The organism is Streptomyces sp. NPDC107550 (assembly GCF_055639095.1).
Window position 1 is genome coordinate 197,376 of the sequence record NZ_JBVKBC010000010.1, and the last position, 24,429, is coordinate 221,804.

19 protein-coding genes are annotated in these 24,429 nt (G+C 70.0%); 9 read left to right on the forward strand and 10 right to left on the reverse strand.

Going from position 1 to position 24,429, the window contains the following annotated elements; all coding sequences use genetic code 11:
- Positions 1-77 precede the first annotated feature (77 nt).
- A complete protein-coding gene (locus ACZ7LY_RS16740; protein WP_471625324.1) occupies positions 78-983 on the reverse strand; it encodes a carbohydrate kinase family protein in 906 nt (301 codons plus the stop codon).
- Complete coding sequence (locus ACZ7LY_RS16745) at positions 980-2,263, reverse strand: oligosaccharide MFS transporter (RefSeq protein WP_471625325.1); 1,284 nt, start codon at positions 2,261-2,263, stop codon at positions 980-982. Before ACZ7LY_RS16745 ends, ACZ7LY_RS16740 begins: the two co-directional genes overlap by 4 nt.
- A gap of 191 nt (positions 2,264-2,454) precedes the next feature.
- Here ACZ7LY_RS16745 and ACZ7LY_RS16750 point away from each other — a divergent pair, with 191 nt between their 5' ends.
- The gene (locus tag ACZ7LY_RS16750; RefSeq protein ID WP_471625368.1) at positions 2,455-3,846 is read left to right on the forward strand and encodes a glycoside hydrolase family 32 protein; all 1,392 of its coding nucleotides are present in this window, start codon (positions 2,455-2,457) and stop codon (positions 3,844-3,846) included.
- 120 nt (positions 3,847-3,966) lie between these two features.
- Here ACZ7LY_RS16750 and ACZ7LY_RS16755 read toward each other — a convergent pair whose 3' ends face one another.
- Positions 3,967-5,010 carry a LacI family DNA-binding transcriptional regulator gene (locus ACZ7LY_RS16755; RefSeq protein WP_471625326.1) on the reverse strand — a complete coding sequence of 348 codons (1,044 nt, stop codon included), beginning with the start codon at positions 5,008-5,010 and terminating at the stop codon, positions 3,967-3,969.
- 424 nt (positions 5,011-5,434) lie between these two features.
- On the opposite strand from ACZ7LY_RS16755, the gene ACZ7LY_RS16760 reads away from it, so the two are divergent.
- Positions 5,435-5,866, forward strand: a complete 432-nt coding sequence (locus ACZ7LY_RS16760) for a peptidoglycan-binding domain-containing protein (RefSeq protein WP_471625327.1) — start codon at positions 5,435-5,437, stop codon at positions 5,864-5,866.
- Between the two features lie 182 nt (positions 5,867-6,048).
- On the opposite strand, the gene ACZ7LY_RS16765 is transcribed toward ACZ7LY_RS16760, so the two are convergent.
- From ACZ7LY_RS16765 to ACZ7LY_RS16780, 4 genes are all read right to left on the reverse strand, one after another.
- On the reverse strand, positions 6,049-7,881 hold the full coding sequence (locus ACZ7LY_RS16765; protein WP_471625328.1) for a vanadium-dependent haloperoxidase: 1,833 nt from the start codon (positions 7,879-7,881) through the stop codon (positions 6,049-6,051).
- Between the two features lie 525 nt (positions 7,882-8,406).
- Positions 8,407-9,366 (reverse strand): cysteine/serine endopeptidase inhibitor, encoded by a 960-nt coding sequence (locus tag ACZ7LY_RS16770; protein ID WP_471625329.1) that lies wholly within the window; start codon positions 9,364-9,366, stop codon positions 8,407-8,409.
- Positions 9,367-9,567: 201 nt separating this feature from the next.
- Entirely contained in the window at positions 9,568-10,866 is a 1,299-nt protein-coding gene (locus ACZ7LY_RS16775) for a PAS domain-containing protein (protein ID WP_471625330.1), read from the reverse strand.
- Positions 10,867-11,519: 653 nt separating this feature from the next.
- A complete protein-coding gene (locus ACZ7LY_RS16780) occupies positions 11,520-11,993 on the reverse strand; it encodes a hypothetical protein (protein WP_471625331.1) in 474 nt (157 codons plus the stop codon).
- Positions 11,994-12,250: 257 nt separating this feature from the next.
- On the opposite strand from ACZ7LY_RS16780, the gene ACZ7LY_RS16785 reads away from it, so the two are divergent.
- The gene (locus ACZ7LY_RS16785) at positions 12,251-13,615 is read left to right on the forward strand and encodes an anaerobic C4-dicarboxylate transporter family protein (protein ID WP_471625332.1); all 1,365 of its coding nucleotides are present in this window, start codon (positions 12,251-12,253) and stop codon (positions 13,613-13,615) included.
- A 173-nt stretch (positions 13,616-13,788) separates the two neighbouring features.
- Here the strand turns inward: ACZ7LY_RS16785 and ACZ7LY_RS16790 are convergent, their stop codons facing one another.
- Positions 13,789-15,420 carry a serine/threonine-protein kinase gene (locus ACZ7LY_RS16790; RefSeq protein ID WP_471625333.1) on the reverse strand — a complete coding sequence of 544 codons (1,632 nt, stop codon included), beginning with the start codon at positions 15,418-15,420 and terminating at the stop codon, positions 13,789-13,791.
- A 552-nt stretch (positions 15,421-15,972) separates the two neighbouring features.
- Here ACZ7LY_RS16790 and ACZ7LY_RS16795 point away from each other — a divergent pair.
- The 5 genes from ACZ7LY_RS16795 to ACZ7LY_RS16815 all read left to right on the forward strand — a co-directional run bounded on the left by ACZ7LY_RS16795 (position 15,973) and on the right by ACZ7LY_RS16815 (position 22,077).
- Positions 15,973-17,181: a sensor histidine kinase gene (locus tag ACZ7LY_RS16795; RefSeq protein WP_471625334.1), complete on the forward strand. Its 1,209-nt coding sequence runs from the start codon at positions 15,973-15,975 to the stop codon at positions 17,179-17,181.
- 34 nt (positions 17,182-17,215) lie between these two features.
- Positions 17,216-17,920 (forward strand): response regulator, encoded by a 705-nt coding sequence (locus tag ACZ7LY_RS16800; protein ID WP_471625335.1) that lies wholly within the window; start codon positions 17,216-17,218, stop codon positions 17,918-17,920.
- Between the two features lie 327 nt (positions 17,921-18,247).
- Positions 18,248-18,880, forward strand: coding sequence for a hypothetical protein (locus tag ACZ7LY_RS16805; RefSeq protein ID WP_471625336.1), 633 nt, complete (start codon positions 18,248-18,250; stop codon positions 18,878-18,880).
- Positions 18,881-19,373: 493 nt separating this feature from the next.
- The gene (gene asnB, locus ACZ7LY_RS16810) at positions 19,374-21,215 is read left to right on the forward strand and encodes an asparagine synthase (glutamine-hydrolyzing) (RefSeq protein ID WP_471625337.1); all 1,842 of its coding nucleotides are present in this window, start codon (positions 19,374-19,376) and stop codon (positions 21,213-21,215) included.
- Between the two features lie 250 nt (positions 21,216-21,465).
- On the forward strand, positions 21,466-22,077 hold the full coding sequence (locus ACZ7LY_RS16815; RefSeq protein WP_471625338.1) for a DUF5753 domain-containing protein: 612 nt from the start codon (positions 21,466-21,468) through the stop codon (positions 22,075-22,077).
- A gap of 149 nt (positions 22,078-22,226) precedes the next feature.
- Here ACZ7LY_RS16815 and ACZ7LY_RS16820 read toward each other — a convergent pair whose 3' ends face one another.
- A complete protein-coding gene (locus ACZ7LY_RS16820; protein WP_471625339.1) occupies positions 22,227-22,439 on the reverse strand; it encodes a MerR family DNA-binding transcriptional regulator in 213 nt (70 codons plus the stop codon).
- Positions 22,440-23,068: 629 nt separating this feature from the next.
- Positions 23,069-23,701, reverse strand: coding sequence for a LysE family translocator (locus tag ACZ7LY_RS16825; protein ID WP_471625340.1), 633 nt, complete (start codon positions 23,699-23,701; stop codon positions 23,069-23,071).
- Between the two features lie 137 nt (positions 23,702-23,838).
- Between ACZ7LY_RS16825 and ACZ7LY_RS16830 the strand changes: the two genes are divergently transcribed.
- Positions 23,839-24,405: a CGNR zinc finger domain-containing protein gene (locus ACZ7LY_RS16830; protein WP_471625341.1), complete on the forward strand. Its 567-nt coding sequence runs from the start codon at positions 23,839-23,841 to the stop codon at positions 24,403-24,405.
- Positions 24,406-24,429: the final 24 nt, after the last annotated feature.

The window sequence follows — 24,429 nt, forward strand, 5'->3', positions numbered from 1 at the left end:
CGCGACGGACCGCACGTGTTCGCAGGAACCTGCGGCTTCTCAGGAACCTGCGGCCAGGCACAGCAGACTCCGAGCCCTCACAACTCCGTCGCGTACGGCGGCTCCGCGCCGGGCCGGGAGCAGGTGACGGCCGCCGCACGGGCCGCGAACCCCAGTACCGCGTCCCAGTCGGCGGCGCCGAGCCCGCCGAGCGCTTCGCGGGACAGGGCGCCGCGGGCGGCGAGCGCGTGCAGCAGGGCCGCGTTCACCGTGTCGCCGGCGCCTATCGTGTCGACGACGTCGATGTCCTGGCCCGGCACCGCGTACGTGCCCTCCGCTGTGTAAGCCGTCAGGCCCGCGCCGCCCCGGGTCAGCACGACGGCGGCGGGGCCGGACGCGAGCCAGCCCGCGATGTCGTCGCCGAGCCAGTGCGCGTCCTCCTCGCTGAGCTTGAGCAGGGAGAGGTGAGGCAGCCAGTCCCTGAAGCGGGCCCGGTAGGCGTCGGCGTCCGGGATCAGCCCCGCGCGGATGTTCGGGTCGAGGGTGACGAAGACGCCCTGGGCGGAACAGCGGCGCATCAGGTCCTCGTACGCGCTCGCGCCAGGTTCGAGGACGAGCGAGCAGGTCCCGACGGACAACGCGCTCATGGTGGCGGGGAGTTGGGTGGGGGCGGTGAACAGGCGGTCGGCGCTGCCCTCCGTGTAGAAGGTGTACTCCGCCGACCCGCCCCCGCCGAGGGAGGCGACCGCGAGCGTGGTCGGCTCGGGACCGCGTTGGACGAGACCGCAGTCGACGCCTTCCTTCTCCAGGCGGGACACGAGCGCTGTACCGAAGGCGTCGGTGGAGACACGGGAACAGAACGAGACGTCCGCGCCGAGGCGGCCGAGCGCGACAGCCGTGTTGTAGGGGCCGCCACCGCGAGCGGGCAGCAAGGGGGCGAGCGGGTCGCTGGTGCCGCCCTGCGGCACCAGGTCGATCAGAGCTTCACCGGCGACGACGATCACGCCAGCACTTCCTTTCCGGTCAGGCTCGGCCCCGAGGAGTCGGGACGCAGGGTGAGGGAGGAGACGGCAGTGAACACCGCGACGACCGTGCCCATGATCAGGTACGTGGACGCGTAACCGATGTGGTCGTAACCGATGCCGGCGAGCGGCGAGATGACCGAGGCGCCGAGCTGAGTGGCGAGTTGGAAGCCGACCAGGTAGATCGAGGACGACAGCCGCGCCTCGAAGTGCAGGTTCACGTACTTGAAGATGGCGATCAGCATGATCGGCAGCTCGACGGCGTGCAGCAGCTTGACCGCTGAGATGGCGAGCGGATCGGTGACGAGTCCGGACAGGATGATCCGGGTCGCCATGATGCAGCCGGCGACGAGCAAGGACTTCTTCGGGCCGATGCGGTTGACCAGGAACGGCGCGAGCGCCATGCCGCCCGCCTCCAGAAAGACCTGACAGGAGTTGAGGTCGCTGTACATCCGGTTGCCCTCGGCGCTCGTCGGGAAGAGCGAGGCGAAGTACGAGGGGAACATCTGGTCGTACACGTTGTACGTGGCGGTCACCGCGAACACGAAGAGCAACAGGCCCCAGAACGCCGGGTATCGGAGGAGTGACTTCACGTCCGTGAGAGTGACCGAGGACGCGGCGTGGTCGACGGCGGCGGCGCGCCGGCCGTCGGTCACGCGGATCGCGGCGATCAGCGCGACGAAGACGGCGGCGGCCAGTGAGGCGCACCAGAAGTTGAGCTTCGGGTCGATGTTGAAGAGCCGGCCGGCGACGAACGTCGCGGCTGCCCAGCCGAGCGAGCCGAACATCCGGGCCCGGCCGAACTCGAAGCCGTGGAACCGGCTCAGGCGCTCGGTGTAACTCTCCAGCGTCGCCACCGCGACGGCGAACGCCATGGCCAGGTAGGCGGCGCCGACGATCAGGCCGACCGCGAAGTGGGACTTCAGCAGCGGCCCGTACACGTAGATGTACATCGGGCCGACCAGCAGCATCAGCCCACCGATCCAGTACAGGAGGTTCTTGCGCAGGCCGAGGCGGTCCTGGAGGAAGCCGTAGAACGGCATGGTGAGCAGACAGCCGACGGCGTTGGCGCTGATCACGAGCGAGCTGCGGCCGGGAGTGAGCCCGATGTCCTGGGTCAGCCAGATCGAGAACAGCGACCAGGACAGCGACCAGGTGACGAAGAACATGAAGAGCGCCGCGCTGATCAGCGAGAAGTTGAGGCGCCGTTTGCTCTTCCCGGCTTCTGGTGACGCGGCCACCTGGATCACGCTCGTCGTCATGGGCGCTCCTTCGCGCGGAACGGGCGCCGCGAGCTTCTCGCCGCACCCTTGTCATGAGAGGGGAACGGGGGACCGGGCCGGGTCGGACCGTCCGGACCTAACACGTTCTAGGTGCGCTAACTATCACGTGTTAGGTTCGCATTGGCAAGACAAACACTTACGTAGACGTGATCGAGGACGTGACCTACGCCATGGCCGACCGGAACACCCCCCGCCACCACGTACGGCCTGCCGCGGGGCAGTGGTGCAACGACCCCAACGGGCCGCTCTTCCACAACGGCCGCTACCACCTGTTCTTCCAGCACAACCCCGGGGCGGCCGTGTGGGGCGACATCCACTGGGGCCACGCCTCCAGCCCCGACCTGATCACCTGGACCGACCACGGCATCGCCCTCACGCCCACCCCCGGCGGCCGCGACGAACGGGGCGTCTGGTCCGGCTGCGCGGTCGTCGAGGACGGCGTGCCGACGGCTGTCTACACCGGCATGGACCGACACGACGGCATCGGCTCGGTCATGCTCGCGCGCGCCGTGGACGACGCGATCACCACGTTCAAGGCCGAGCCCGCCCCGGTCGTCCCCGGCCCGCCGGAGGGCCTGGACCTCAACGCCTTCCGTGACCCGTACGTCTTCACCCACGCCGGCAGGCGCTGGGGCGTGATCGGGGCGGGGCACCGCGAGACGGGCACCCCTGACCTGCTCCTGTACCGCATCGAAGGTCTGGAGGAGTGGACCTATGTGGGCTCGCTGCTCGACGCCACGGACCCAGTCGCCGCCCGCGTCGCCGCCCCCGCGACCGCCTGGGAGTGCCCGGCGCTGGTGCCCGTCGGTGGCGACCGCTGGATCCTGATCGTCTCGCTGTGGGCCGACGACATCACCTACTCGACCGCCTACCTGACCGGCGAGATGCGCGGCGACGGCGACAGTCTGGCCTTCGTTCCTGAGGGCGGGGGCATGCTCGACCACGGCCGCGACTTCTACGCCCCCACCACTCTGGTCGAGAGCGACCGAACGCTGCTGTGGGGCTGGAGCTGGGAGTCACGAAGCGAGGAGGAGTCCGTGGCCGCGGGCTGGGCGGGTTGCCTGACGCATCCGCGGGAGGTCGGCGTGCACGCGGACGGGACACTGCGGGTCGTGCCCGCGCGGGAGCTGACCGGGCTGCGCCGCGGTGCGTTCGGGGTCGGGGACGCGCTGCCGGCCTCGTACGAGATCGGACTCGATGTCGTCGTCGGGCATCCCGACTCCGAGGTCGAGGTGCGGCTCGGGGACCGCGTCGCGTTGCGCGTGAATCCGACGCGGGGGCTTGCCACCCTGGACCGGTCGGGGGCGCCCGCCACGTCGCGGCATCCGCTGGCCAGGACGCCGCTTGTCTCGGCGGTCGTGCCGTCGGGCACGCGCATGCGGGCACGGGTGCTGGTCGACGGGCCGCTCGTCGAGGTGTTCGTCGACGACCGGGCCACGCTGACGGAGAAGGTCTACCCGACTCCCGAAGGACCCTTCGGGGTGGAGGTGGTGCGCGGGGTGGCGGAGGTCGCGGTGTCCGGGTGGGAACTCGGCCAGGGGAGCGGGTCCGCTGACACGTAGGCGCGGGTTTCGTCGTGGCGTCGTGGGACCGAGCTGCTTTCGGGCGCGTACCGGGGCGAGAGCGTGAGGAAGGAAACGGGGCCCTGCGCGAGGGGCTGTCCAGCCGCGGCCCGCGACTTCTCACCCGGCGGACGCGATGTGCCGCACCGAACTCCGCCGCACCACCGGGCAGTCGAGCAACAGCGCCGCGCTCCGGTCGACGTCACGCCCCGCGTCCGCCGCGTCGAGCAGTACGCGGACGGCCTCGGCGCCCATTCCGTGGTGCGGCAGCGCCACCGTGGTGAGGGCCGGAACGAGATGGGCCGCCATCTGGTCCTGGTCGTCGTAGCCGACGAGGGACAGCTCGCCCGGTACGTCGATGCCGAGGCGGGCCGCCGCCAGCATGGTGCCCGCCGCGACACGGTCGTTGGCACAGACGACGCCCGTCGGGCGGGGCTCGCCGGGGCGGTCGAGGAGGCGCATCGCGGCGGCGTAGCCCTCGTCGATCTGCCAGCCCGCCCGCACCGTCCACTCCGCACGTGCCGTAAGACCCGCGGAGCGCAGGCCGTCGTTGAAGCCGCGCGCGCGGTCGGACGCCGCGATGCTGCTGCTCTCGCCGGCGAGCAGTGCGATGTCCCGGTGTCCTGCTTCGATCAGTACGTCCACGGCCGCACGGCCGCCGCCCCGCTCGTCCGCGACCACGTACGCGTACGAACCAGGTTGCTGCGGAAGACAGTTGGCGAGCACGGTACGGGTCGGGTCGAGGCCGTCGGGCAGTTCGGTGCGGCGCATCGACATCGCGGCGTAGACGACGCCGTCGACCCGGCGGGCCCGGAGCTCGGCGACGGCCTCCGCCTCGGCGGACGCGTCTCCGCGTGACTCCAGGAGCAGTACTTGGTGGCCGCGTGCGCGGGCCGCCTCCATGGCACCGAGCACCATCCGCCCGGCGAACGGACTCGTCGCGATCTCGTCGCTGAGCAGGCCGATGACCGCGCTGCGCTTGCTCCGGAGCGAGCGCGCGACCTCGTCGGGGCGGTAGCCGAGTTCGTCCGCCGCATTCCTGATCCGCTCCTGCGTCCCGGCGGAGAGGTTGCCCGCGGCGCGGCCGCTGAAGACGAAGGAGACGGCGGCCCGCGAGACCCCGGCGAGTTCGGCGACGTCGCGGGCGGTGGGGCGGCGGTTCACGGTTCGTCCTCGATTCCTGGGGCTGGGGCTGGAGCTGGGGCGCGCCCGCGTCGGGCGTGGATTCAGTATCTCCGACCGGGCCCTTTTCGCAGCACCCGATCGTCCGCGCGAGGGGGGGAGCGGCCCGGCTGTGTCTCGATCGAGGGGTGGCTCCTCGGCCATGGGCTGCGGTGTTCCGCTGGGGGCGAGGCGAGCGCGGCCGTTGCCGCTGCCGTGCCGGCTGCGTCTTCCGGGCTTTCCGGTCGAGCGGTTCTTTGCGCCCGTAGTCCGGAGTTCGGCCACGAGGTGGCGTGGGGGTGAGAAGAAGTTGGCCTCGGTCTTAAGAGTCGCCCGGATACGCATTTGTCCAAGCGCGCGCTTCGCCGGTTCTGGTGTCGTTTCCTCTTGACCGAGCACGACCACGTTCTCACCGTATGGAGTGAGCATGTTAAGACGTTTCGCGGTTGCCGCCGTCGTCGCCGCCGGATTAGGCGTGACCACCCTGACCGGGGCCGCGCAGGGCGCGACCGGACCCCAGGACGCCGCAGTCGTCGTACAGCAGACCGGCGGGGCGCACGTCCTGTCCAACCCGGTTCTGAGCAAGGGCTCTTCAGGGGCCGCGGTGGCCAGGTGGCAGCGCGCCCTCAACGCCTTCATGCATGACGCCCAGACGTGCCGTCCCACCCTGAGCGTCGACAGCCAGTTCGGGCAGGGGACGTACAACGCCACGGTCTGCTTCCAGAAGTACCCGACGGCCATCACGGCGGACGGCATCGTCGGCCCCGCCACCTGGAACAAGATGTGCGACTACCTGCTCTACCAGACCGACTGGGGAACTCAGCCCGAGGCGCAGCGCGCCTATCAGGAGTCTTGCTGACACCCCAGACTCCCCAAGGTGCCAGGCCCACCCGGGTGGGCCTGGCACCTGCCCTGGCCTAGGAAGCCCTCCGGCCATGACCGACCACGGCAAGACTGGGCGGCAGGGCGTCGTCGAGGTGTGCCGCCCCGGCCCGGTGCCCGTGCCGTCCGTGTCATCGCGCCGGGCCGGTAGCGGGCTCGTCAGATGGTGCGTACGGCCTGGAAGTCGTCCACGGCGAGGGTGACGGGGGCGCTGGTGGAGGAACCGGACAGGTACACCAGCAGACCGGTGCTGCCGGCGCCCTGGAGATCGGCTGTGCTGTCGGTCGCCGACACCTGCCAGGCCGACGGTTCGCTCGCCGACGCCGGCCACACCCTGGCCCGCAGGGTGGTGGGGGCAGCCCCGGTGGTCTGGAACCGAACCCTCAGCGGTGTGCCGGGCGTGACGGAGAGGCCCGGAACGCGCAGAGCGGTGCCGATGTCGGTCTCGGCACCTGTGGCGTCGCCGCGCCGCAACTGCAAGGTCACTCCACCGTCTGCGCGCAGGGTGACCACCGCCCGGTAGGTGCCCGAGCCTTCGATCTTGCGTCCGACCGCCGTGACGTAGAGGCCGTTGCCCGTGACGGACTTGTCGGCGGAGAAGGTGAAGGTCAGGTCGGTGTCGGTCGTCAGCACCCGGTGCAGGTAGGCGCTGCGTGAGACGCCGGGAGCCGACAGGACGACCTGTCCGCTGCCACCGGCGACCGAGTAGCTGCCTGACGGCTCGCTCACCCACCAGTCCCCGCCCGAACCGGCCGCGCCCCATCCGTCGCTGACGGAACGGCTGAAGGTGTCGGAGGCGTGTACGCCGGTCGGCGGACCGAGCTGGTTCTGCGTCGCCCAGTCCGCGACACGCTCCCCGGTGACCAGGGAGTATTCGCCGTCGAACCGGTAATGCACGCCCAGCCAGACGCGGCTGAGCGCGTCCTCCTTCGCGGCAGCGCTGAAGGAACTGAACGACCTGGTCACGCCCCGGGCGTACGGGTCGTCCGTGCCGGCCTGGAAGGTGAAGGCGTCCTGGCCCACGTAGTTCCGCAGCACGCGTGACCAGGCGCCGGCAAAGGTGCCGTGTCCGGAAATGAACGCCGGGAACGGCGGGGAGAAGGAGTTGCCGTCGCGGTCGCGGGACTCGGGCCGCCAGCCGGCATCGGGATGGGTGGAATGGTGGTGGATGGCCGACTCCGGACGCCACAGGTCGATGTCGGTGTCGTACTTCGCGTCCCATGCGGCGATGGCGGCGTCGGCGAGCGCCAGCGACATCCAGGCGAACAGCTTGGCGTTCGTCAGCTCGGTCCGTCCGGACATCCGACCGCTCACGTCCTCGGTGATCGCGAGCAGGTGGCCGGGCGGCTTGTACGTGCCGTCCAGATCGTTCGCCCAGAAGTGCGCCGCCTCGGTCTTGTCGGGGGTGCGGCCCGGGGCGCCGATCCCGCCGACGTCACGGAGTTCCTCCACATGCGCGAGATACGTGGCGTTCCCGACAAGCTCGTCGACCGTCTGTGCGCCCATGGGACGGGACGGCCGGAACTGGTTCGAGCTGGCCATCGTGAAAGGACGGACCTTCCCCCAATGCGGGTCCAGGGCGGCATCCGTCCCCGTGGGCCGCCAGTCTCCGGGCCGACCACCTGGTACGTAGACGGCCGTGGCGTCCGCTCCGTCGTTGCGGCGGGTCACCAGCATCACCTGGGCCACGCGGGTGCCGATGGCGGCGGCCTGCTCGCGCTGAGCCTGCGTGACAGAGCTGGGGACGGCGGCCTGCGCGGTGCTGAGCGCCGCCGCGAAGTCGAACTGCGGATAGGCCGCTTTCGGATACAGCGCGTTGAGCACGCCGTACGCGGCATGGTCGATCGCGGTGCTCAGATCGGGGGCCGTGCCCGCGGGGACCGGGACTCGGGTCAGGTACGGCTGGCCGAGGCACCCCGCGGGGGTCGCACAACTCACGGAGTTGGCGCTGTCGTAGACGGCCCCGTTCATCATCGCGGCCGTCCTGGTCAACCTCCCAGGCGAGGCAGCCCCTTTGACGAGCCCGCGGAAGGTGTCGCGTAACACCCTGTTCCAGAACAGCACATGATCCATGGTCGTGCCGGACGCGGCGGCGCGTGCCGGCGCCGCCGTCCATGCGCCGGCTGCCAGCCCCGCGCCTGCCAATATCACGGTGCGGCGTCGCACCGATCTGTCCTCGTCCATGCGTGTCCCCTCTTCATCTCTTCATCGAGGTTCAAGTGGGTGCGGTGCAGGTACGCGGTGGCGCCAGGTGCCGGCCATCCGCGCGCACGCGCACGCGGCCGCGGAGCCCCTGCTGAACGGAGGTTCGGCACGGATTCCGCGGCGGCGCGCCTCACGATCGCACCGGTGCGATCCTCACCACCACAGACGGAGGCGGACTTCGTCGAACGTTGGCGCGAAACCGGTGCGCTTGGCTTTTGCCGCGAGCGGGGCGCCGGCATGGGGTCGCACACGCCTGACGGTTGGCGGATCCGGCAGCGGATCAGCCGGTCAGCGCTTCTGGCCAGAGGGTGTTCACTTGCCCGGCAAGCCGACGAATTCCCACGTGATTCCTTCTACGACGCCGGGTCCCAGCGGGGAGAGGCGCGCGAAGGCGGGCCCGCTGAGGTCGAGATGGGTCGCATTGCAGCCCATGCACTTGTCCTTGACGGGAACGGTGACGCTCTTGCCCTGGTAGGACACCTTCACCTGGACACCCTTGCAGAGCGGATCGGCATTGGGGTTGCCCGCGGTCCACCAGACGGGGGAGATGGCGACCAGCAGTTCGCTCGCCGGGTCGATGTTGGTTCCGCAGGCACCGGAACCGGCGTCGGTGTAGTACGTCATCTTGCCCGACTTGGCCTTGCCCGTGGTGCCCTTCTGCGGCTTGGGGCCGGAGCGGGGAGGACTCGAAGTCTTCTTCCGTTCAGGGGTGTTGCCGACGGGGTTCGGTATGGGGGCCGACTTCTTCGTCGGTTCGGCGGACGGTGATGTGCTCTGCTTCCGGGGCAGCTCTGCAGACGGGGAAGGAGAGGTACTGGCCGAGGGCTTGGGCTTGGACTTGGGCTTGGGGCTCTCGGAAGGGGGTGAGGCCGAGGGGGTGCGTTCGCTCAGGCTCTCCGTCGCGACCACGGCGGGAGGTTCGGCGACCTGAATCCTCTTGGCGCCGTCTCCACTGTTCGAGAAGAGCCCCGCCGCCATGGCGAGTGTGCTCACGGCCGTTGTCGCACCCGCCGCCACCAGCGCCGTGCGCAGACGTGTTCCGCCGCGTTTCCCGCGGTGGCCTGGAGGGCTGACGCTGCGCTTACGCGAGCGGGCGCCATGGTGATTCGACGGTGGAGCGGACATGGTGTCGCCCCGCGTCCCGGACGGTGCCGCGCGGTCGGTACCGGACGGATCGTAAGGAATGCTGGTGGACGTTGCCCGGGCCTTGGTGCCGTCGGCGGCGTGCCGGGCGCCGGTGCGCTGATGCCGTCCCAATTTCTGGCCTTTCACATTCGCATGGTCGAGTACGCGATAGAGCGTTGCGATTGAAGAATTCCCCGTAACGGCAATCGCTGGTTGGTCGTCACTAGCCCCACGGTGCATGCCTCCGGACGTGTCGTTGTCGGAGTCTGGCGACAGGCCCAAAGGGAGTGCGGCAGTACCGTGCCGTTCGTCGTTGCCGCTCTTGTTCCCTCCGCGTGGGCGGGAGCGTCATGGGAGCAGGGCTCGGTGCTTTCCCGATGGCCGTCTGCCGGCCGTTTCCACAGGGCTGTCGACGATTCTGTATGGCTGCGGCGCGTGCTGCGGAAGTGCTGCTCGGAACTCTCCGCCCGCGAACTCTTCGCTTGCGGACACGGCTGTCTGGACGAGGTGGTCGACGCGGACCGCTTCCAGGCTCATCGGTGCGGAATCGTCTGGAGCGGAGTGGGCGTCGGCGACACTCTCGACCAGAGACGTGCTCTTCATGAGTTCGCAGGAAAGGCCGAGAAGTGCCTGTGCCGCTTCTGGCCACAGAAGTCCTGAGTCATCAGTGCCCAGGCGGAAGAGCTCGCCCCGCACCCGGGTGACGGACAGCATGAGATGGTCGACGAGGGCCTGCATTTCCGCGTGCTCTCTCACAGCGCGTGAGTGTTCCCTGTCCATCACCTCCAATTCCGCCTCGTGTCTCCGTGTCATCTTGGTGATCTCCGAAGCGTGGCGCGCGGCGAGTTCTTCGTAGGGGCGGAGGTCTTGCAGTGACACGACTGTTCCCAGGAACTTGGATCCCTGCCTCACCGGCCAGGTGGTAAGGCCGATCTTGATTTTCTTGCCGTCATTCGTGCGGGCCGTGCGCGCTGTCAGCCGGTGGCTCTGTTCGCTCGCGAGCACGTCTGCCAGTGGCTTCTCGTTCTCGGCCAGAATCTCGTCGGGAGGGTCCAGGAGGAGCGAGCGGATCTCTTGTCCGCCAAGGTCCCCAGCTCGGCATCCCAGCAGTTGTGCGGCCGCCGGGTTCGCCAGGGTGACATGCCCTGCGCTGTCGGTCCCGATCAGTGCCACGTGCGCTGCACGCAGTATCGCTTCGGTCTGGCGCAGCAGCCGTGTCAACTCCCTCTCTGCTTCCTCCTCCGCTTTGACTTCGCCGGTCACGTCACGGACGACGAGGAGCCACTCCGCCCCGGAGGGCCTGTAGCGACCCTCCGGGTAGTGGGAAGTCAGGGGGACGCATTGAACATCGGCGACGAACTCGCCCCCGTCCGCTCTGCGAGCGAGCATTCGGCGTTTTTCCGGACCTGCATTGGGTTGGTTCTCCGGCTGTTCGCCACCCGGACTCAGCCCCAACCCCCAGTCGTATGCGGGGAGGAGGTCCAGAATGCCCCGGCCGGCGAGCATGGCGCCTGCCGTTCCGAAGAGTTCACAGGCGGCAGGATTTGTGCGTACGACCGTCCCGTTGTCGTTGACGATCAGGAGTCCGTCAGGGAGGACGTCGAATACGGCTGGGCTCTCATTCTTCGCAAGCTGCCCGATGTGCACGATGACCTGTTCTCTCCGTCTGGCGAACCCGAAGGCGTAGAAGCCGCGCCGAGAGAACAGGCGGTGGTCCTGCCCTCGAACTGATGCTCAGCGCTTTCCTTCACGGACTTGAACGACCGAGTGGGGGATCAGCCTGCCCTGGAATGGAGGAGCTGAGCGGCGCGGCTACGCGTCGTACCGTCCAGACAGTACCCCTCCATTTAGAGCGGATCCGTCCACTCGCCTTGGTGCTCTGCCTTCCTTAGTCCTCGCTTAAGGCGCACATCAGGCTGAGATCATTTTCGCTCTCACGATCACCCAGATCGCTTTTCAGTGGCTTTCTTGAGTCCACGGGTGGTCTTCGAGCCGCTGAGAGGTCCAGGTGTCGCTACGGGCGAGGCACGGCGTGATGTTCCTGCTGCACAGCCAACGGCGCGAGGTTGAGCTGACGCGTAGTCAAGTGCGTGCGTACGTACGCGATGACCGACAGGGACGTGATCTCCCAGCGGCAGCCCCCGGGGCGCTCGTGATGCTCATCGGCGACAGCCCCGCGGCGCACAGCCGCCAGTAGTTCGCCGCAACGGCGCGGGCTCAGCCCGGTGAAGGGGGCTGTTCAGGACGGCTCCGACGCCGTGAGCGCACCGGCCGTCCCAAGGCCATGTCGGTTGCCGACGTCATTTCTTCTTTCGGCGATGGCGCAGGTTGCGCTTCATCCAGGGAGTGAGCAACGGCGGTACGAATTCCTTGTACGTACGGTCGCCGGGCAGAGGTATGACGAGCGTGTAGACAGGGAGGAACGGCAGGACCCCAGTCCGCACGTACGCGAGCCCTTCGAAGCACGAGCGCAGGAACGCCGGCACCTCGTCGCGCGGCACGTCGTCGAAGGCGATGCCCTCGACCGTGATCTGCGCGTCGTCCTCCGGGAACAGCCGCACGTCGATCCGCGGCGACCCGCCCAGCTCGATGTACGCCTCGTGCGGCAGCGAACCGCCCCCGTCGGTCGTCACCCCGACGCCTGCGGCGGAGCGGCGCGAGGTCTGGTCGGCGCCGATGTCGTGGGTCACCTCGACGGCGAGCGAGAACTCCCGGGCGAGGGCGCGGACGGCATCGACGGCGGCTTCCGTGCTGGGCAGATGTGAGTGGTTCATAAAGCTGATCTTTGCAGGTAAGCCCAGAAAGCTACTGAAACGGGCATCTGGTGCAGCGGGGGCAGGGGCTCACACCGCTTCCACGGGCCCCCGGAGATCACATCGCACCGCGAAAACGGGCACTACAAGGGACTTTATGCCCTGGCGAGTGGGGCGGAACGGCCGTGTTCCCGTGGGGCGCGGCCCGGCAGCCTTGGAGTTCTGTCATGGTGTGCGGCCGGACTGTCGGGCTGCCCACCGGTTCATCGTGTTCCGAGGTGAGAGTCGCCGTGCTCGGCATGTTCCTGCAGTTCGCCGTCATGTGCGTGGTGATCGCCATCGGATCGCGCCGGGGCGGGGTGGCGATGGGCCTGTGGGGGGCCGTCGGCGTCTTCGTCCTCGCCACCGTCTTCCGCGTGGCGCCGGCCGACACCTCCGGCATCGTCGACGTGATGCTCATCATCCTCGCCGTCGTCATGGCGGCGGCGGCCATGGAGGCGGCGGGCGGTATCGCCTGTCTGGTGGGCGTCGCCGAACGCGTCATCCGGCGCCGCCCGGCACAGGTGACCTTCATCGCGCCGCTCGTCTCCTGGCTGTTCACCCTCGGCGCGGGCACCGCCCACGTCTTCTACCCCCTGCTGCCGGTCATCCACGACGTCGCGCGCGAGGGCGGGGTGCGCCCCGAGCGGCCGATCGCCGTCTCCTCGATCGCCGCCACCGTCGCCATCACCGCCTCACCCGTGTCGGCGGCGACGGCCGCGATGATCGTGATGTTCGACCACGACGGCTGGGGCCTGCCGAAGATCATGGCGGTCGCCGTCCCCGCGACGCTCGTCGGCGTCCTCGTCGCGGCGGCCGTACAGACCAGGATCGGGCGCCCGCTGGACCAGGACCCGGAGTATCTGCGCAGGCTGGCGGCGGGGGAGATCGAGCCGCCCGGGGCACCGGCGCGGGCCGAGGGCGAGGATGAACCGCTTTCGCGTACCGACCGGGTGCCGCTCCGGGGCCGGGCCGCGGCGCTGCTGTTCCTGGGCGGCATGGTGGCGGTCGTCGTCAGCGGCCTGTTCCCGGCGCTGCGGCCGGAGGCGGGGCCGGGCAAGGGGCCGATCTCCATGCCGGTCACCATCGAGATCCTGATGATGGCGGTGGCCGCGCTGATCCTCGTCATCTGCAAGGTCGACGCGACCCGTATCCCGTCCACGAGCGTGGCCCGCTCCGGGATGGTCGCCGTGATCGGGGTGTTCGGCCTGTCGTGGCTCGGACTCACGTTCATCGGGGCGAACCAGGAGCGGATCACGGACGCGCTCGGCGGGGTCGCGCGCTCGCAGCCGTGGTTCTTCGCCGTGATGCTGCTGGTGCTGTCGGCGCTGCTGTTCAGCCAGGCGACGACGACGAAGGCCCTGATGCCGCTCGGCATCGCCCTGGGCATCCCCGCGCCGCTGCTGATCGCCATGTGGCCCGCCGTGAACGGGTACTTCCTGCTGCCCACGTACGGGACCTTCATCGCCGCCGTGAACTTCGACCGCACCGGCACGACCCGCGTGGGCAGCTCGGTGGTCAACCACTCGTTCATGATCCCGGGGCTGGTCGCCGTGACCACCTCCGTGCTCACCGGGGTCGGCATCGCTGAACTCATCGCCTGACCGCCCCGTCATCTCTGGAACAGCCCGACCGTCTCATCCCGACTGAGATGACCGAACCCCGGGCACAGGCTCCTGCCCAGCGGTTTGACGAAGAACGACGAAGAGCATCAGGGCGCACCCCGACCTGCCTCGCCCCGGCGCCCGCGCCCCTCCCCGCGCGCGTGTCGGCGGGCTCAGAGGTCGCGTATGTGGAGAGAGGCGCGGGCCTTGGCGAGGAGGTCCGTCGCGGTCTCCTTCGCATCCTTGGTGTAGGGGACGTACACCCCGAGGGTGATGAGTTCCTGGTTCGAAGTGGTCACGAGGAGGATCTTGCTGAGGCGGCGGGGCGCGCCCTCGCTGTTCTGGCTGTACGACTCGGTGATCACGGCGGCGTCCCGGCCTTGCTGGTCGGTCGACTCCACCCTCGCGACGCTTTTGGAACCGCCGCTGGGCGGGATCGCCGCCTCGTGTTCGCTCTTCCAGCGTTCGGCGATGGCACGTGGCGTTTCCGTCACCTTCTCCTTGCGGTCGATCAGCAAGGACACGTCCTTCTTGGGGGAGGTGTAGCGGGTGCCCCGGTACGGGCCGCTCTGGTTCGCCAGGTCGTCCTCCGTGGTGATGGTCCAGTCCGAGGGGGCCGCGACACTCAGGTGCATCCGGTACTCGTCGTACGACTTCCATCCGCTGGGAAGGTCGTCCTGCTTCGCCCATACGACCGTCGCCACCACGGCGAGCACGGCCGCCACCCCGAGAGCGACGAACAGGCGCGGACGAGTACGCCATGGCCGCTGCCCATCCGGGTCGCCGGCGGAGGAGCCGGCGGACGCGGCGAGCAGCCGGGTCTGCGGCGGTGGCGGCGGCGCGGGCAGAGTGAGCGTACGCAGCATCGGCTGAGCCGCTGCGGCGGTCAGCCGCCCTTCGGGCTCCTTGCACAGGAGACCGGTCAGCAGCGGAGTGAGCAGTCCGGCGCTCTGCGGTGGGGGCAACTCCGCCAGAAGGATGGCCTGCAAGGTGGAGGGCGTCGTCTGGCGGCGGAACGGCGAGACGCCCTCGACCGCCTGATAGAGCATCACCCCGAGCGACCACAGATCCGACTGGGGGCCGGGCCTGCGGCCCAGGACCCGCTCCGGCGCGATGTACTCCGGGGAGCCGATGAACGCCCCGGTCTCGGTCAGCTTCTGCTCCCCCTCGACCTGCGCGATGCCGAAGTCGGTGAGAACCACCCGCTCGTGCCGGCCGATCATCACGTTCCCCGGTTTCACATCGCGGTGCAGCACGCCGGCCTCGTGCGCGGCGTGCAGCGCGCCGAGGACCGCGAGCCCGATCCGGGCCGCCTCCGCCGGCGGCAGCGTCCCCTCGTCCAGCAGCTCGGCCAGGGACCGCCCGCGCAGCAGTTCCATCACGATCCAAGGGCGGCCGTCCTCGCTGACCACGTCATGGATCGTCACGACGGACGGATGGTCGATCCGGGCCGCCGCTCTCGCCTCACGCTCGATGCGCAGGAACGCCGTGCGCCGCTCCGTCGCACTGAGGTTCTCCGGCACCTGCGGCTCCTTGACCGCCACATCGCGGTCGACGACCTCGTCCCGGGCCCGCCACACCGTGCCCATGCCGCCCGCCCCGAGCCGTTCGAGGAGCCGGTAACGCCCGCCGACGAGCCGCCCCGCGCCCGACTGCGAAGAGGGGGCGGCCTCGGTGGGCGCGTGCCCTTTCGCGGCACGTCCGCCGGTCTTCGGGGCAGGGACGCGCGCTGCGGGGGAGGAGGCGACTCCCGGTGGTCGCAGCCCGTAACTCGTGGGCTCTTCGCTCTTGTCGCGGCTGTCCACTGTGCTCCCGTCGTCGTGCCTGAGTCTCTCCACCGGTCGGGGGCCGGCCCTGGAGTGGTCGGGTCAGAGGGCTGAAGAACCGCCACCGCCCGTGAAACCGCCCCCCGGGCCGTGCCCGCCCCCGCCGCGATGGCCCGACTTCCACAAGAGCACCCCCACCACGACGATCAGCGCGCAGAACGCGAGGCCCGGGAGAACGAACATCAGGACAATGAGGAGTTCCACGGCGGGCCCCTTCCGCACGGCCTGTCCGCCCGGCGGTCGGGCGGCTCTCTCGAGAGTAGAAGCCGGCCCTGCGCCGCGTCGTCCAACCGGGGTTGGGGCCGGAACCTGCAACCGGGACGTCAGGGCCCGGCCGGGCCTCGTACCCACGCTGTACGGGCGTGCCCCTCCCCGCGTTGCAGGCGCGTTGCCGCATCGGCCGACCGCCGGGGTCCCGGGCAGGTCACGCGCGGTCGCGGGCAGGGCCGTAGCCACCGCCGCGGCCGGACCGGGCGCGACTCAACCCGAGGGTTGACGACGCGTGAGGGCAGGCGTCTCTACGCTGCGGGGATGCAGGCAGCGAGATGGCGGGTGCGGGTCAGTCCACTCGTGGTCGACGTCGCCCTGGCGTGTGTCATGACGACCCTGACGATCGTCTACGCCCGACAGGGCTTCGAGGCCCGCTACCACGCCGAGGGCCGGCCCGTGTTCGGTGCCGAGGCCGTCGTCCTCAGCCTGGCGGTCAACGCCCCGCTGGTGGCACGGCACTTGGCGCCGGGCACGGTCTTCACCGTCTCCTGCGGCGCGCTCGTGGCCTACACCGCCGCGGGGTTCCAGCCGTCGACGAACCTGTGGGCACCCCTGTTCGCCTGCCACACCGTCATCGTGCGCCACCCCGCGCCCCGGGCCGCGGCCGCGGCGGTCGCCACCGCCGCGGCTTGGGTGGCCAGCGGACTCGCGGCCCGCCTGTCCGTCGAACTCGCTGTGGCGCAGGCTGTGATCGGTGTCGGCGTGGTGTGGCTGTGGGCCACCGGCAGCCGCCGCCTCGCCCAGCGCAACGCCCAGCTCGCCGACCTCACCGAAAAGCTGCGCCGCGAACAGGAGTTGCGCGCCCTGCACGCCACCATGGAGGAACGGCTGCGCATCGCCCGTGAACTCCACGACGTCGTCGCTCATCACCTCTCGGCTCTCGCCGTGCAGGCCGGACTGGCCGACTTCGTGTTCGCCTCCGATCCGGTGGCCGCCCGGCAAGCGGTCGCTTCCATCGGCACCAGCAGCAGACAGGCGCTGGAGGAGATGCGGGGCCTGCTCGGAGTCCTGCGCACCAGCGCGGACTCCGCCGCCGACCCGGACGCCCTGTACCGCTCCGTGCCCGGACTCGCGGGCCTGGACGAACTGGTGGAACGGACCCGGGGAGCCGGGTTGGCGATCGACTGCCAGGTCTGCGGACTCCAGCGGCCCCTGCAGTCGGGCCTGGAGGCGGGCGTGTACCGCATCGTCCAGGAGGCGTTGACCAATACGGTCAAGCACGCGGGCCGGGGCGCGCGCGTTTCGGTGCGTCTCACGTTCGAGCCCGACCGTCTGACGGGCGAGATACGCGACCAAGGCGGCGATGCCGTGGCGGCCGAACTGCCCTCGACCGGGCTCGGTTTGCTCGGGATGCGCGAACGGGCGAAACTCTACGGCGGGTCGCTGCGGGCCGGCCCTCGGGCCGAAGGAGGCTTCGAGGTCGCCTTCTCCATACCGCTCGCCCCGATCGGCACGGCCGGGGGAGTATGAGATCTCCCCCGCGAACACGGGGGAGACGGCGACGATGACACGGCTGCTGATCGTGGACGACCAGGTCCTGATCCGGGCCGGGCTCGCCGCCCTGGCCGGCGCGGCACCGGGGTTCGACGTCGTAGGGCAGGCGGCGACGGGCGAGGAAGCGGTGGAACTCGCGGCCGCGCTGAACCCGGACGTCATCCTCATGGACATCCGCCTGCCGGGCATCAGCGGCATCACCGCCCTGGAGACCATTCTGCGCGAAGCTCCTGAGCCGAAGCCGAAGATCATCATGCTGACGGTCTTCGACCTCGACGAGTACGTGTACGCGGCTCTGCGCGCCGGAGCCAGCGGCTTCCTGCTCAAGGACACCCCGCCCGAGCGACTGCTCGCGGCGGTCCGCCTGATCACCGAGGGCGAGATGCTGTTCGCGCCCACGGTCACCCGCAGGCTCGTGGAGGCGTTCGCCCACCGAGCCGGGGCGGCGGACGAACAGCCCGTCTCCCTGGCGGACATCACGGAGCGCGAGACCGACGTCCTGCGCCTGGTCGGGCGCGGCCTGACCAACGAACAGATCGCGCAGCGGCTGGTGGTGAGCATCGCCACCGTCAAGACCCACCTCAACCGCGTCATGTCCAAACTCCGCCTGACCAGCCGCGCGCAGGCCGTCGTCGTCGCCTACGAGAGCGGCCTCATCGCCCCCGGCCAGGCCGGCCAGGGCAGCGCGGAAGGCACCGCTTTCGGGGCCCCGTAGGCAAACCGGCCGCCGCACGAGCCGACGGTCGCCGATAAGGGATTTGTGCGTACACCCGGGGGCAGCCTTAACTCCATGACCCGTACCGGGAAGGCGTACTACGACGCTCAGGCGCACTCGTACGCCTACGCCCCCGGCGGCGGCACCCGCAGCACTGCCGGCGAGCAGGGCAGCCAGCCGACATCCTGCGGTTGCACGTCATGCCGCAAGGCACAGCCAGGTGCCGGAGGGCAAGTTCGACCGCCATGATCGCAGTTCTCGCCGAAGACGCCGACTTCACGGTCACCTCTGGTGTCGCCCGTCTGCTGCCATCCTGGGGGAAGAACAATGCACGACGACGGCCTCGCCTGGATCGCCCGCGCCGAGTTGTCCTGGCTCGGTTACTGCGTATCGTTCGCCCGCTACCTGACTCCAGAACAACTTGTCACCCGCCTCGCGCGCGGCCGCGACCCCGAATATCTGGGCGACCTCACCGCCGCCGAGGCGGAGAGCTACCTGGCACGACTGGATCGTGAATCGGGCGTCGGCGACCACATCGCCGTGCGCTATGGACAGCATGGCGATACGGCGTTCGCGGTGGCGTACGGGGACAACTGGCCCGGGCGCATGGGGCCCGGATACACGGACGGGCTTTCCGAAGGCGGAGCAGACATCTACCAGTTGTACTGGGAGCGGGAGAACCCCAAATTGCCACCTGCTTCCTTCGCCTACTTCCAGGACGGGCAGTACCTGTGCGGCTTCCACATGTACATGAAGGCATGGTCGCAGGAAGTCACCGGCCTCCGCCCCGAATTGGTCCGTTCCGCCATCGAGGCTACGGGCATTCCCGGTGAAGCGGATCGAGATGCCGCACACCGGGCGTCCCTCGCTCTCATCGCTGAGCGCTTCGGCCTTGCCCTGCCCCAAGACTTGCTGCTCCACCAGCAGTTGCCCACGGTTTTGACCGCCGGGCAGTCATAGAGGCGGCGTGCGCGCTGATCAGTACCGGGTGTAAGGCCGGCTACGCGTCCAAGGCCCCCGGCCGCCGCGGCGGCCACGCCGAACGGCGCCGCCACGCCAACACCACAGGTCACCGCCAGCTCCCGCACGTCCCGCACCGCCCCCGAACCAGCACAGCCCGCGTGTCCCGTGGGAACAGGATTGATCAAACCTTTGCCGTTGGCCGGATCGTACTGGTCGCCTGAGGCAACCGATCTTCGGATCCGCGCGCGCACAAGGGATTTGCGAAGGGGATCATTCCGCTCGGTCGCCTGGCGTGCGGCTGAAACTGCCCGGGTCGACCGGTTCCCCGCGTTACGGCCTCGTTGACCGGGCCCGCCGCCATGACACACGCTCGACACATAGATGCCGTGTACAACGACCCGGCTCCGGGCTCCACCGCGCCTGCCTGATCGCAGGTCGGCGGGGTCGTCCCGGGCCGTCCACGGCGGTTAAGGGAAGCAGGAGGAAGCGTATGTGTGGCATCACCGGCTGGATCTCCTTCGACCGTGACCTGCGGGCCTCGGCGGACGCGTTGCATGCGATGACGCAGACGATGGAGTGCCGGGGCCCCGATGACCGCGGCACCTGGATCGAGGGGCCCGCGGCACTCGGCCACCGCAGGCTCGCCATCATCGACCTGCCGGGCGGCCGGCAGCCCATGACCGCGACGACGCCGGACGGCACGGTCGCTCTCGTCTACTCAGGTGAAACGTACAACTACACCGAACTGCGCACCGAACTCGTCGCCCGCGGGCATGAGTTCCGTACCGACTCGGACACCGAGGTCGTGCTGCGCGGCTACCTCGAATGGGGCGAGCGACTGCCGGAGCGGCTCAACGGCATGTACGCCTTCGCCGTGTGGGACGGCCGGGTGGACAAGCTGCTGATGATCCGCGACAGGATGGGCATCAAGCCGTTCTACTTCTACCGGACGGCCGACGGCGTGCTGTTCGGCTCCGAGCCCAAGGCGATCCTCGCCAACCCGCTCGCCAAGCCCCGCGTCACGCTGGACGGATTCCGCGAGTTGTTCACGCTCGTGAAGACTCCCGGCCATGCCGTGTGGGACGGGATGAACGAGGTCGAGCCGGGCACGGTCGTCACCGTCGACCGCTCGGGGCTGCGCAGCCGCCCGTACTGGACGCTGGAGACGCGGGCACACACCGACGACCGGGACACGACCATCGCCACGGTCCGCGGCCTGCTCGACGACATCGTCCGGCGCCAGCTCGTCTCGGACGTGCCGCGCTGCACGCTCCTGTCGGGCGGTCTCGACTCCTCGGCGATGACGGCGATAGCGGCGCGGCAACTGGCGGAGCACGGCGAGACGGTGCGCAGCTTCGCCGTCGACTTCGTCGGCCAGGCCGAGAACTTCGTCGCGGACGAGCTGCGCGGCACCCCCGACACCCCGTTCGTGCACGACGTGGCGCGGCTGGCCGGCACCGCCCACCGCGACATCGTGCTCGACGCGCACGCCCTGGCCGACCCCGAGGTGCGGGCCAAGGTGATCCGGGCCCGCGACATCCCGGCCGGCTTCGGGGACATGGACGCTTCGCTGTACCTGCTCTTCCGCGCCATCCGTGAGCACTCCACGGTCGCGCTCTCCGGCGAGTCGGCGGACGAGGTCTTCGGCGGCTACCTGCAGTTCTTCGACGAAGAGGCCCGTAATGCCGACACGTTCCCGTGGCTGGTGCGGATGGGCCGGCACTTCGGTGACGACGCGGACGTGCTGCGACCCGACCTCAGCAAGCGCCTCGACCTGTCGGGTTACGTCGCGGACAGCTACGCGAACGCGGTGCGCGGCATCCAGCGCCTGGACGGCGAGAGCGACTTCGAGTACCGGATGCGCCGGATCTGCCACCTGCACCTGACCCGGTTCGTGCGGGTGCTGCTCGACCGCAAGGACCGGGCGAGCATGGCGGTCGGCCTGGAGGTGCGGGTGCCGTTCTGCGACCACCGGCTGGTCGAGTACGTGTACAACACACCGTGGGCGCTGAAGTCGTTCGACGGCCGGGAGAAGAGCCTGCTGCGCGAGGCGACCGCGGACGTCCTGCCGCAGTCGGTCTACGACCGGGTCAAGAGCCCCTACCCCTCGACGCAGGACCCGAAGTACGCGGTCGCGCTCCAGGACCACGCGAAGGACCTGCTCACCCGTCCCTCGCACCGGGTCTTCGACCTGCTCGACCGCGACCGCGTGGCCCGCGCGGCCCACCACGACGCGCCGCGGATCTCGCAGGCATCCCGGCGCGGCCTGGAACGCACGCTGGACCTCGCCCTGTGGCTGGACATGTACAACCCGGAGCTCGTCCTGGACTGACCCGGCCGGCGGCGCCCTGACGGTCCGGCAGGGGACCGGCACGCGATGCGGCTGCGATCCGCGGCGGCATCGCGTGCCGGGGGTTCGGGCGTGGCGGTCTCAGTCTTGGCAGTGGTCGCGGCCTTCGTGGAGGTGCGGCCCGCCGCGAGCATCGTCGCGCGTTGGCGCTCTCGACGAGACCGGCGGACACGGGGGATGCTCGTAGCGATCTGCCACGGACCGGATGCCGCCGCCCCGAGGGAGCCTCGTCATGACAGCTTCGCAGCACGACCTCACGCCGTGGCCCCAGATGATGTCCGAAGGCCTGGACACGGTGCAGAACAGCTACTTGGAGCGCTGCCGCGCCTCCCGCAACGGTGAGCACTACTGCGCCGACGTCATCTGGGGAAACCTCCAGACCGAGGACTACGCCCGCGCCATGCTCACGCTGGTGGCCGACAACCACGGCCGTCACGACACCATCGAGGCCGCAGTGGCCGCGCGTAGCGCCCGTACCGCGCTCATCGGCCAGGACGGGCGCGCCAGCCACCTCATCCTCGGGGAACAGGCCCTGCGGACGAACATCGGCGGCGCCGCCGTGATGCGCGGTCAGCTGGACTTCCTCGCCACCATGCTCGACCGCCAGGGCCTGACGATCGGCATCATTCCCGCACGGGCACCCATGGTCTGCGTACCGTCCACCTCGTTCACCATCCTCGACGGCGCGAGCGTCAACGTGGAAACGGTCTCCGCCTCCCTGTTGATCACGGCTCCCGACGAGGTCTCCGCCTACCAAGAACGCTTCCGGCTGCTGCGCTCCATCGCCGTCTACGGGCAGCAGGCCCGCGATCTCATCGCAGCCGAACAAGCCGCCCTCGGCTGACCCGCCTGCGGCTTTGCCGGTGATACGCCGAGAGAGCCGTCGGGGGCGCTGCTGCTCGGGCGGCGGCGGTGTCGTGGAAAACGGGCCGAACCATGAAGCTGCCGCCGCGTTCCTCCAGGAACTGCGGGAGACGAGCGCGCCGACGGCAGTCACGCCCGGTGGCGCCGACGGTGTTGCTGACTGCGGTCGGGGGTCGTGGGCGCGGCGATGGGAGTGATGTGGCGTTGGTTGCAGCCGTCGCGCTCGCTGAGGATCAGGCCTTTGCGTTCGTAGAAGTGCAGGGCGGAGGCGGATACGCCGGTCCGGCGGGACACCTCGCCGATCGTGAGAGGGTCTTGGGGGTCGGTACGCAATGACGTCACCGCACCCGCCCTGAGCCCGGCGCCGGGGTGCGGCGGGAGACGGGCCTACAGCCGTGGGTCAGGACCAGGACGGCCGCTGACAGGGCGAGGCAGAGCAGGCCCACGCCGAGCTGGGTCAGCCGCCAGGGCCAGGTGAACGCGTCGAGCTCGGCGGCGTACGCCCTCTCACTGAGGCGTCCGGTCCCGACCTCGGCGGCGCGGCCCGCGTCGTCGAGCCTGGCGGACAGCAGACCGGTGAGCGAGGCGCTGTAGGCGGCGATGACCAGGGCCTCGGCCGCTCCCCTGAGGGTGTTGAGGAAACCCGCCGACGTCGTCCGCGTCGACCAGTGCCATGGCCTGACCGTCGGTCAGACACGACGGGAAGCGTCCACCGGATGGCTGAAGCGACCGCCCCGGCCCCGCCCCCGGTCACGCTCGCGGTCGGGCTTGCCTGGCCGCTCGCTCGGTGCCGTTCGCCATGGCTGTTCGCCTTCCGTGAGCACGACGGGGACGGCGAACGGACCACCGCATCGACCAAGGTTGACGTCAAACCGGCAGGTCAGAGGTATGGAGATGAGCACGGCCGGTCGACCGACTCTGACGGCCCCCGCAGAACCGCCCCCCTCACCGGCGGCGGGCGGCCCCTCCCGTCACAGCGCCGTCACCGCGTCCTTGAGCAGCAAGCCCGCCAGCGCCGCGAACGTCAGCCCCGCGGCGATGTTCACCGCAGTCGCCGTGCGGGGGCCGCTCATCAGGCCCTGGCCCAGGCGGCCCGCGCACAGGCCGATCGTGCTGTCCCACACCAGGCCCATCGCCAGGAAGATCAGGCCGAGCAGCAGGAGCTGGGACCACAGCGGACCGCGGTCAGGATTCGTGAAGCGGGGGAGGAACGCGGCGAAGAACAGGACCGTCTTGGGGTTGAGCAGATTGGTGATCATGGCCCGGCGGAGGATGTCCCGGCCGGGCGGGGGAGCGGCCACGTGGGCCGGAGCCTTGCGCGCCGCGCGTAGCGTCGACACCGCGAGATGGGCGAGGTAGAGGCCGCCCGCCGCCTCCACGACGATCAGCGCGGCGGGCGTCGACCGCAGCAACACCGCGAGGCCGAGGGCCGCTGCCGTCACGTGCACCACCATCCCGAGCGCCATTCCCGTCGCGGAGAGCAGCCCGGCGCGCGGTCCCCTCTCGACGGCGACGGCCACGATGAAGGCGGCGTCCGGCCCCGGAGCGACGGTGACCAGCGTGACGGCCACCATGAAGGCGGGCAGCAGAGTCGGGTCCAGCATGGCTACCTCCCGGTATACGGCGGTACGGCGGACTGACCACCGGCGGGTATGTAACGGGTAGCGTCCATCTATTACGTTACGCAGAAGTCTTGCGGTCCGCAACGCGCAGAGCCGTGTCAATGCGTTACGGTTGAAGTATGGCCGTCACCTTTTCCGGACTGTCGCCCGAGGCCGTCGTCGACCTCGTCAACGGGTGGGGCACCCTGCCGCGCCGCGAGGACGAGCGCGCCGACGCGCCTCTGCCACCCGTGGACGCGCTGTCCGGCCTGTGTCTGCCCGACGCCGCACGCGCCGTGCTGACGGAGGAAGCGCTGGCCGAGGCGGCCGACGCCCTGCACCCCGTCTTCGCGGCCTCCGGCGCCGCCGACCGCGCACGCCGCACGACCCGGCTGCTCGCCTCGTGCGGCGTGCGTCCCGCACTGGAGGCGGACGGGGGCGAGGGCGGGGACGATGGCGCCGTGCGCGCCGTCTGGAGCATCGGCAAGGCCGAGCACGCCCTGCTCGCCGCCGCCTCCGTGACCCTGCGGGAGTACATCGCCGACCACGGCTGGGCCAGGATCGGCGTGTGCACCGGTGGGCGCTGCGCGGACGTGTACGTGGATCAGTCACCCGGCGGACGGCGCCGGTTCTGCTCGGTCACCTGTCAGAACCGGACGCGGGTCGCCGCCTTCCGCAGCAACAGAGCGGCGAAGGCCGCCGGTTGAGAGCATCAGCCGGCGGCCGGGCGG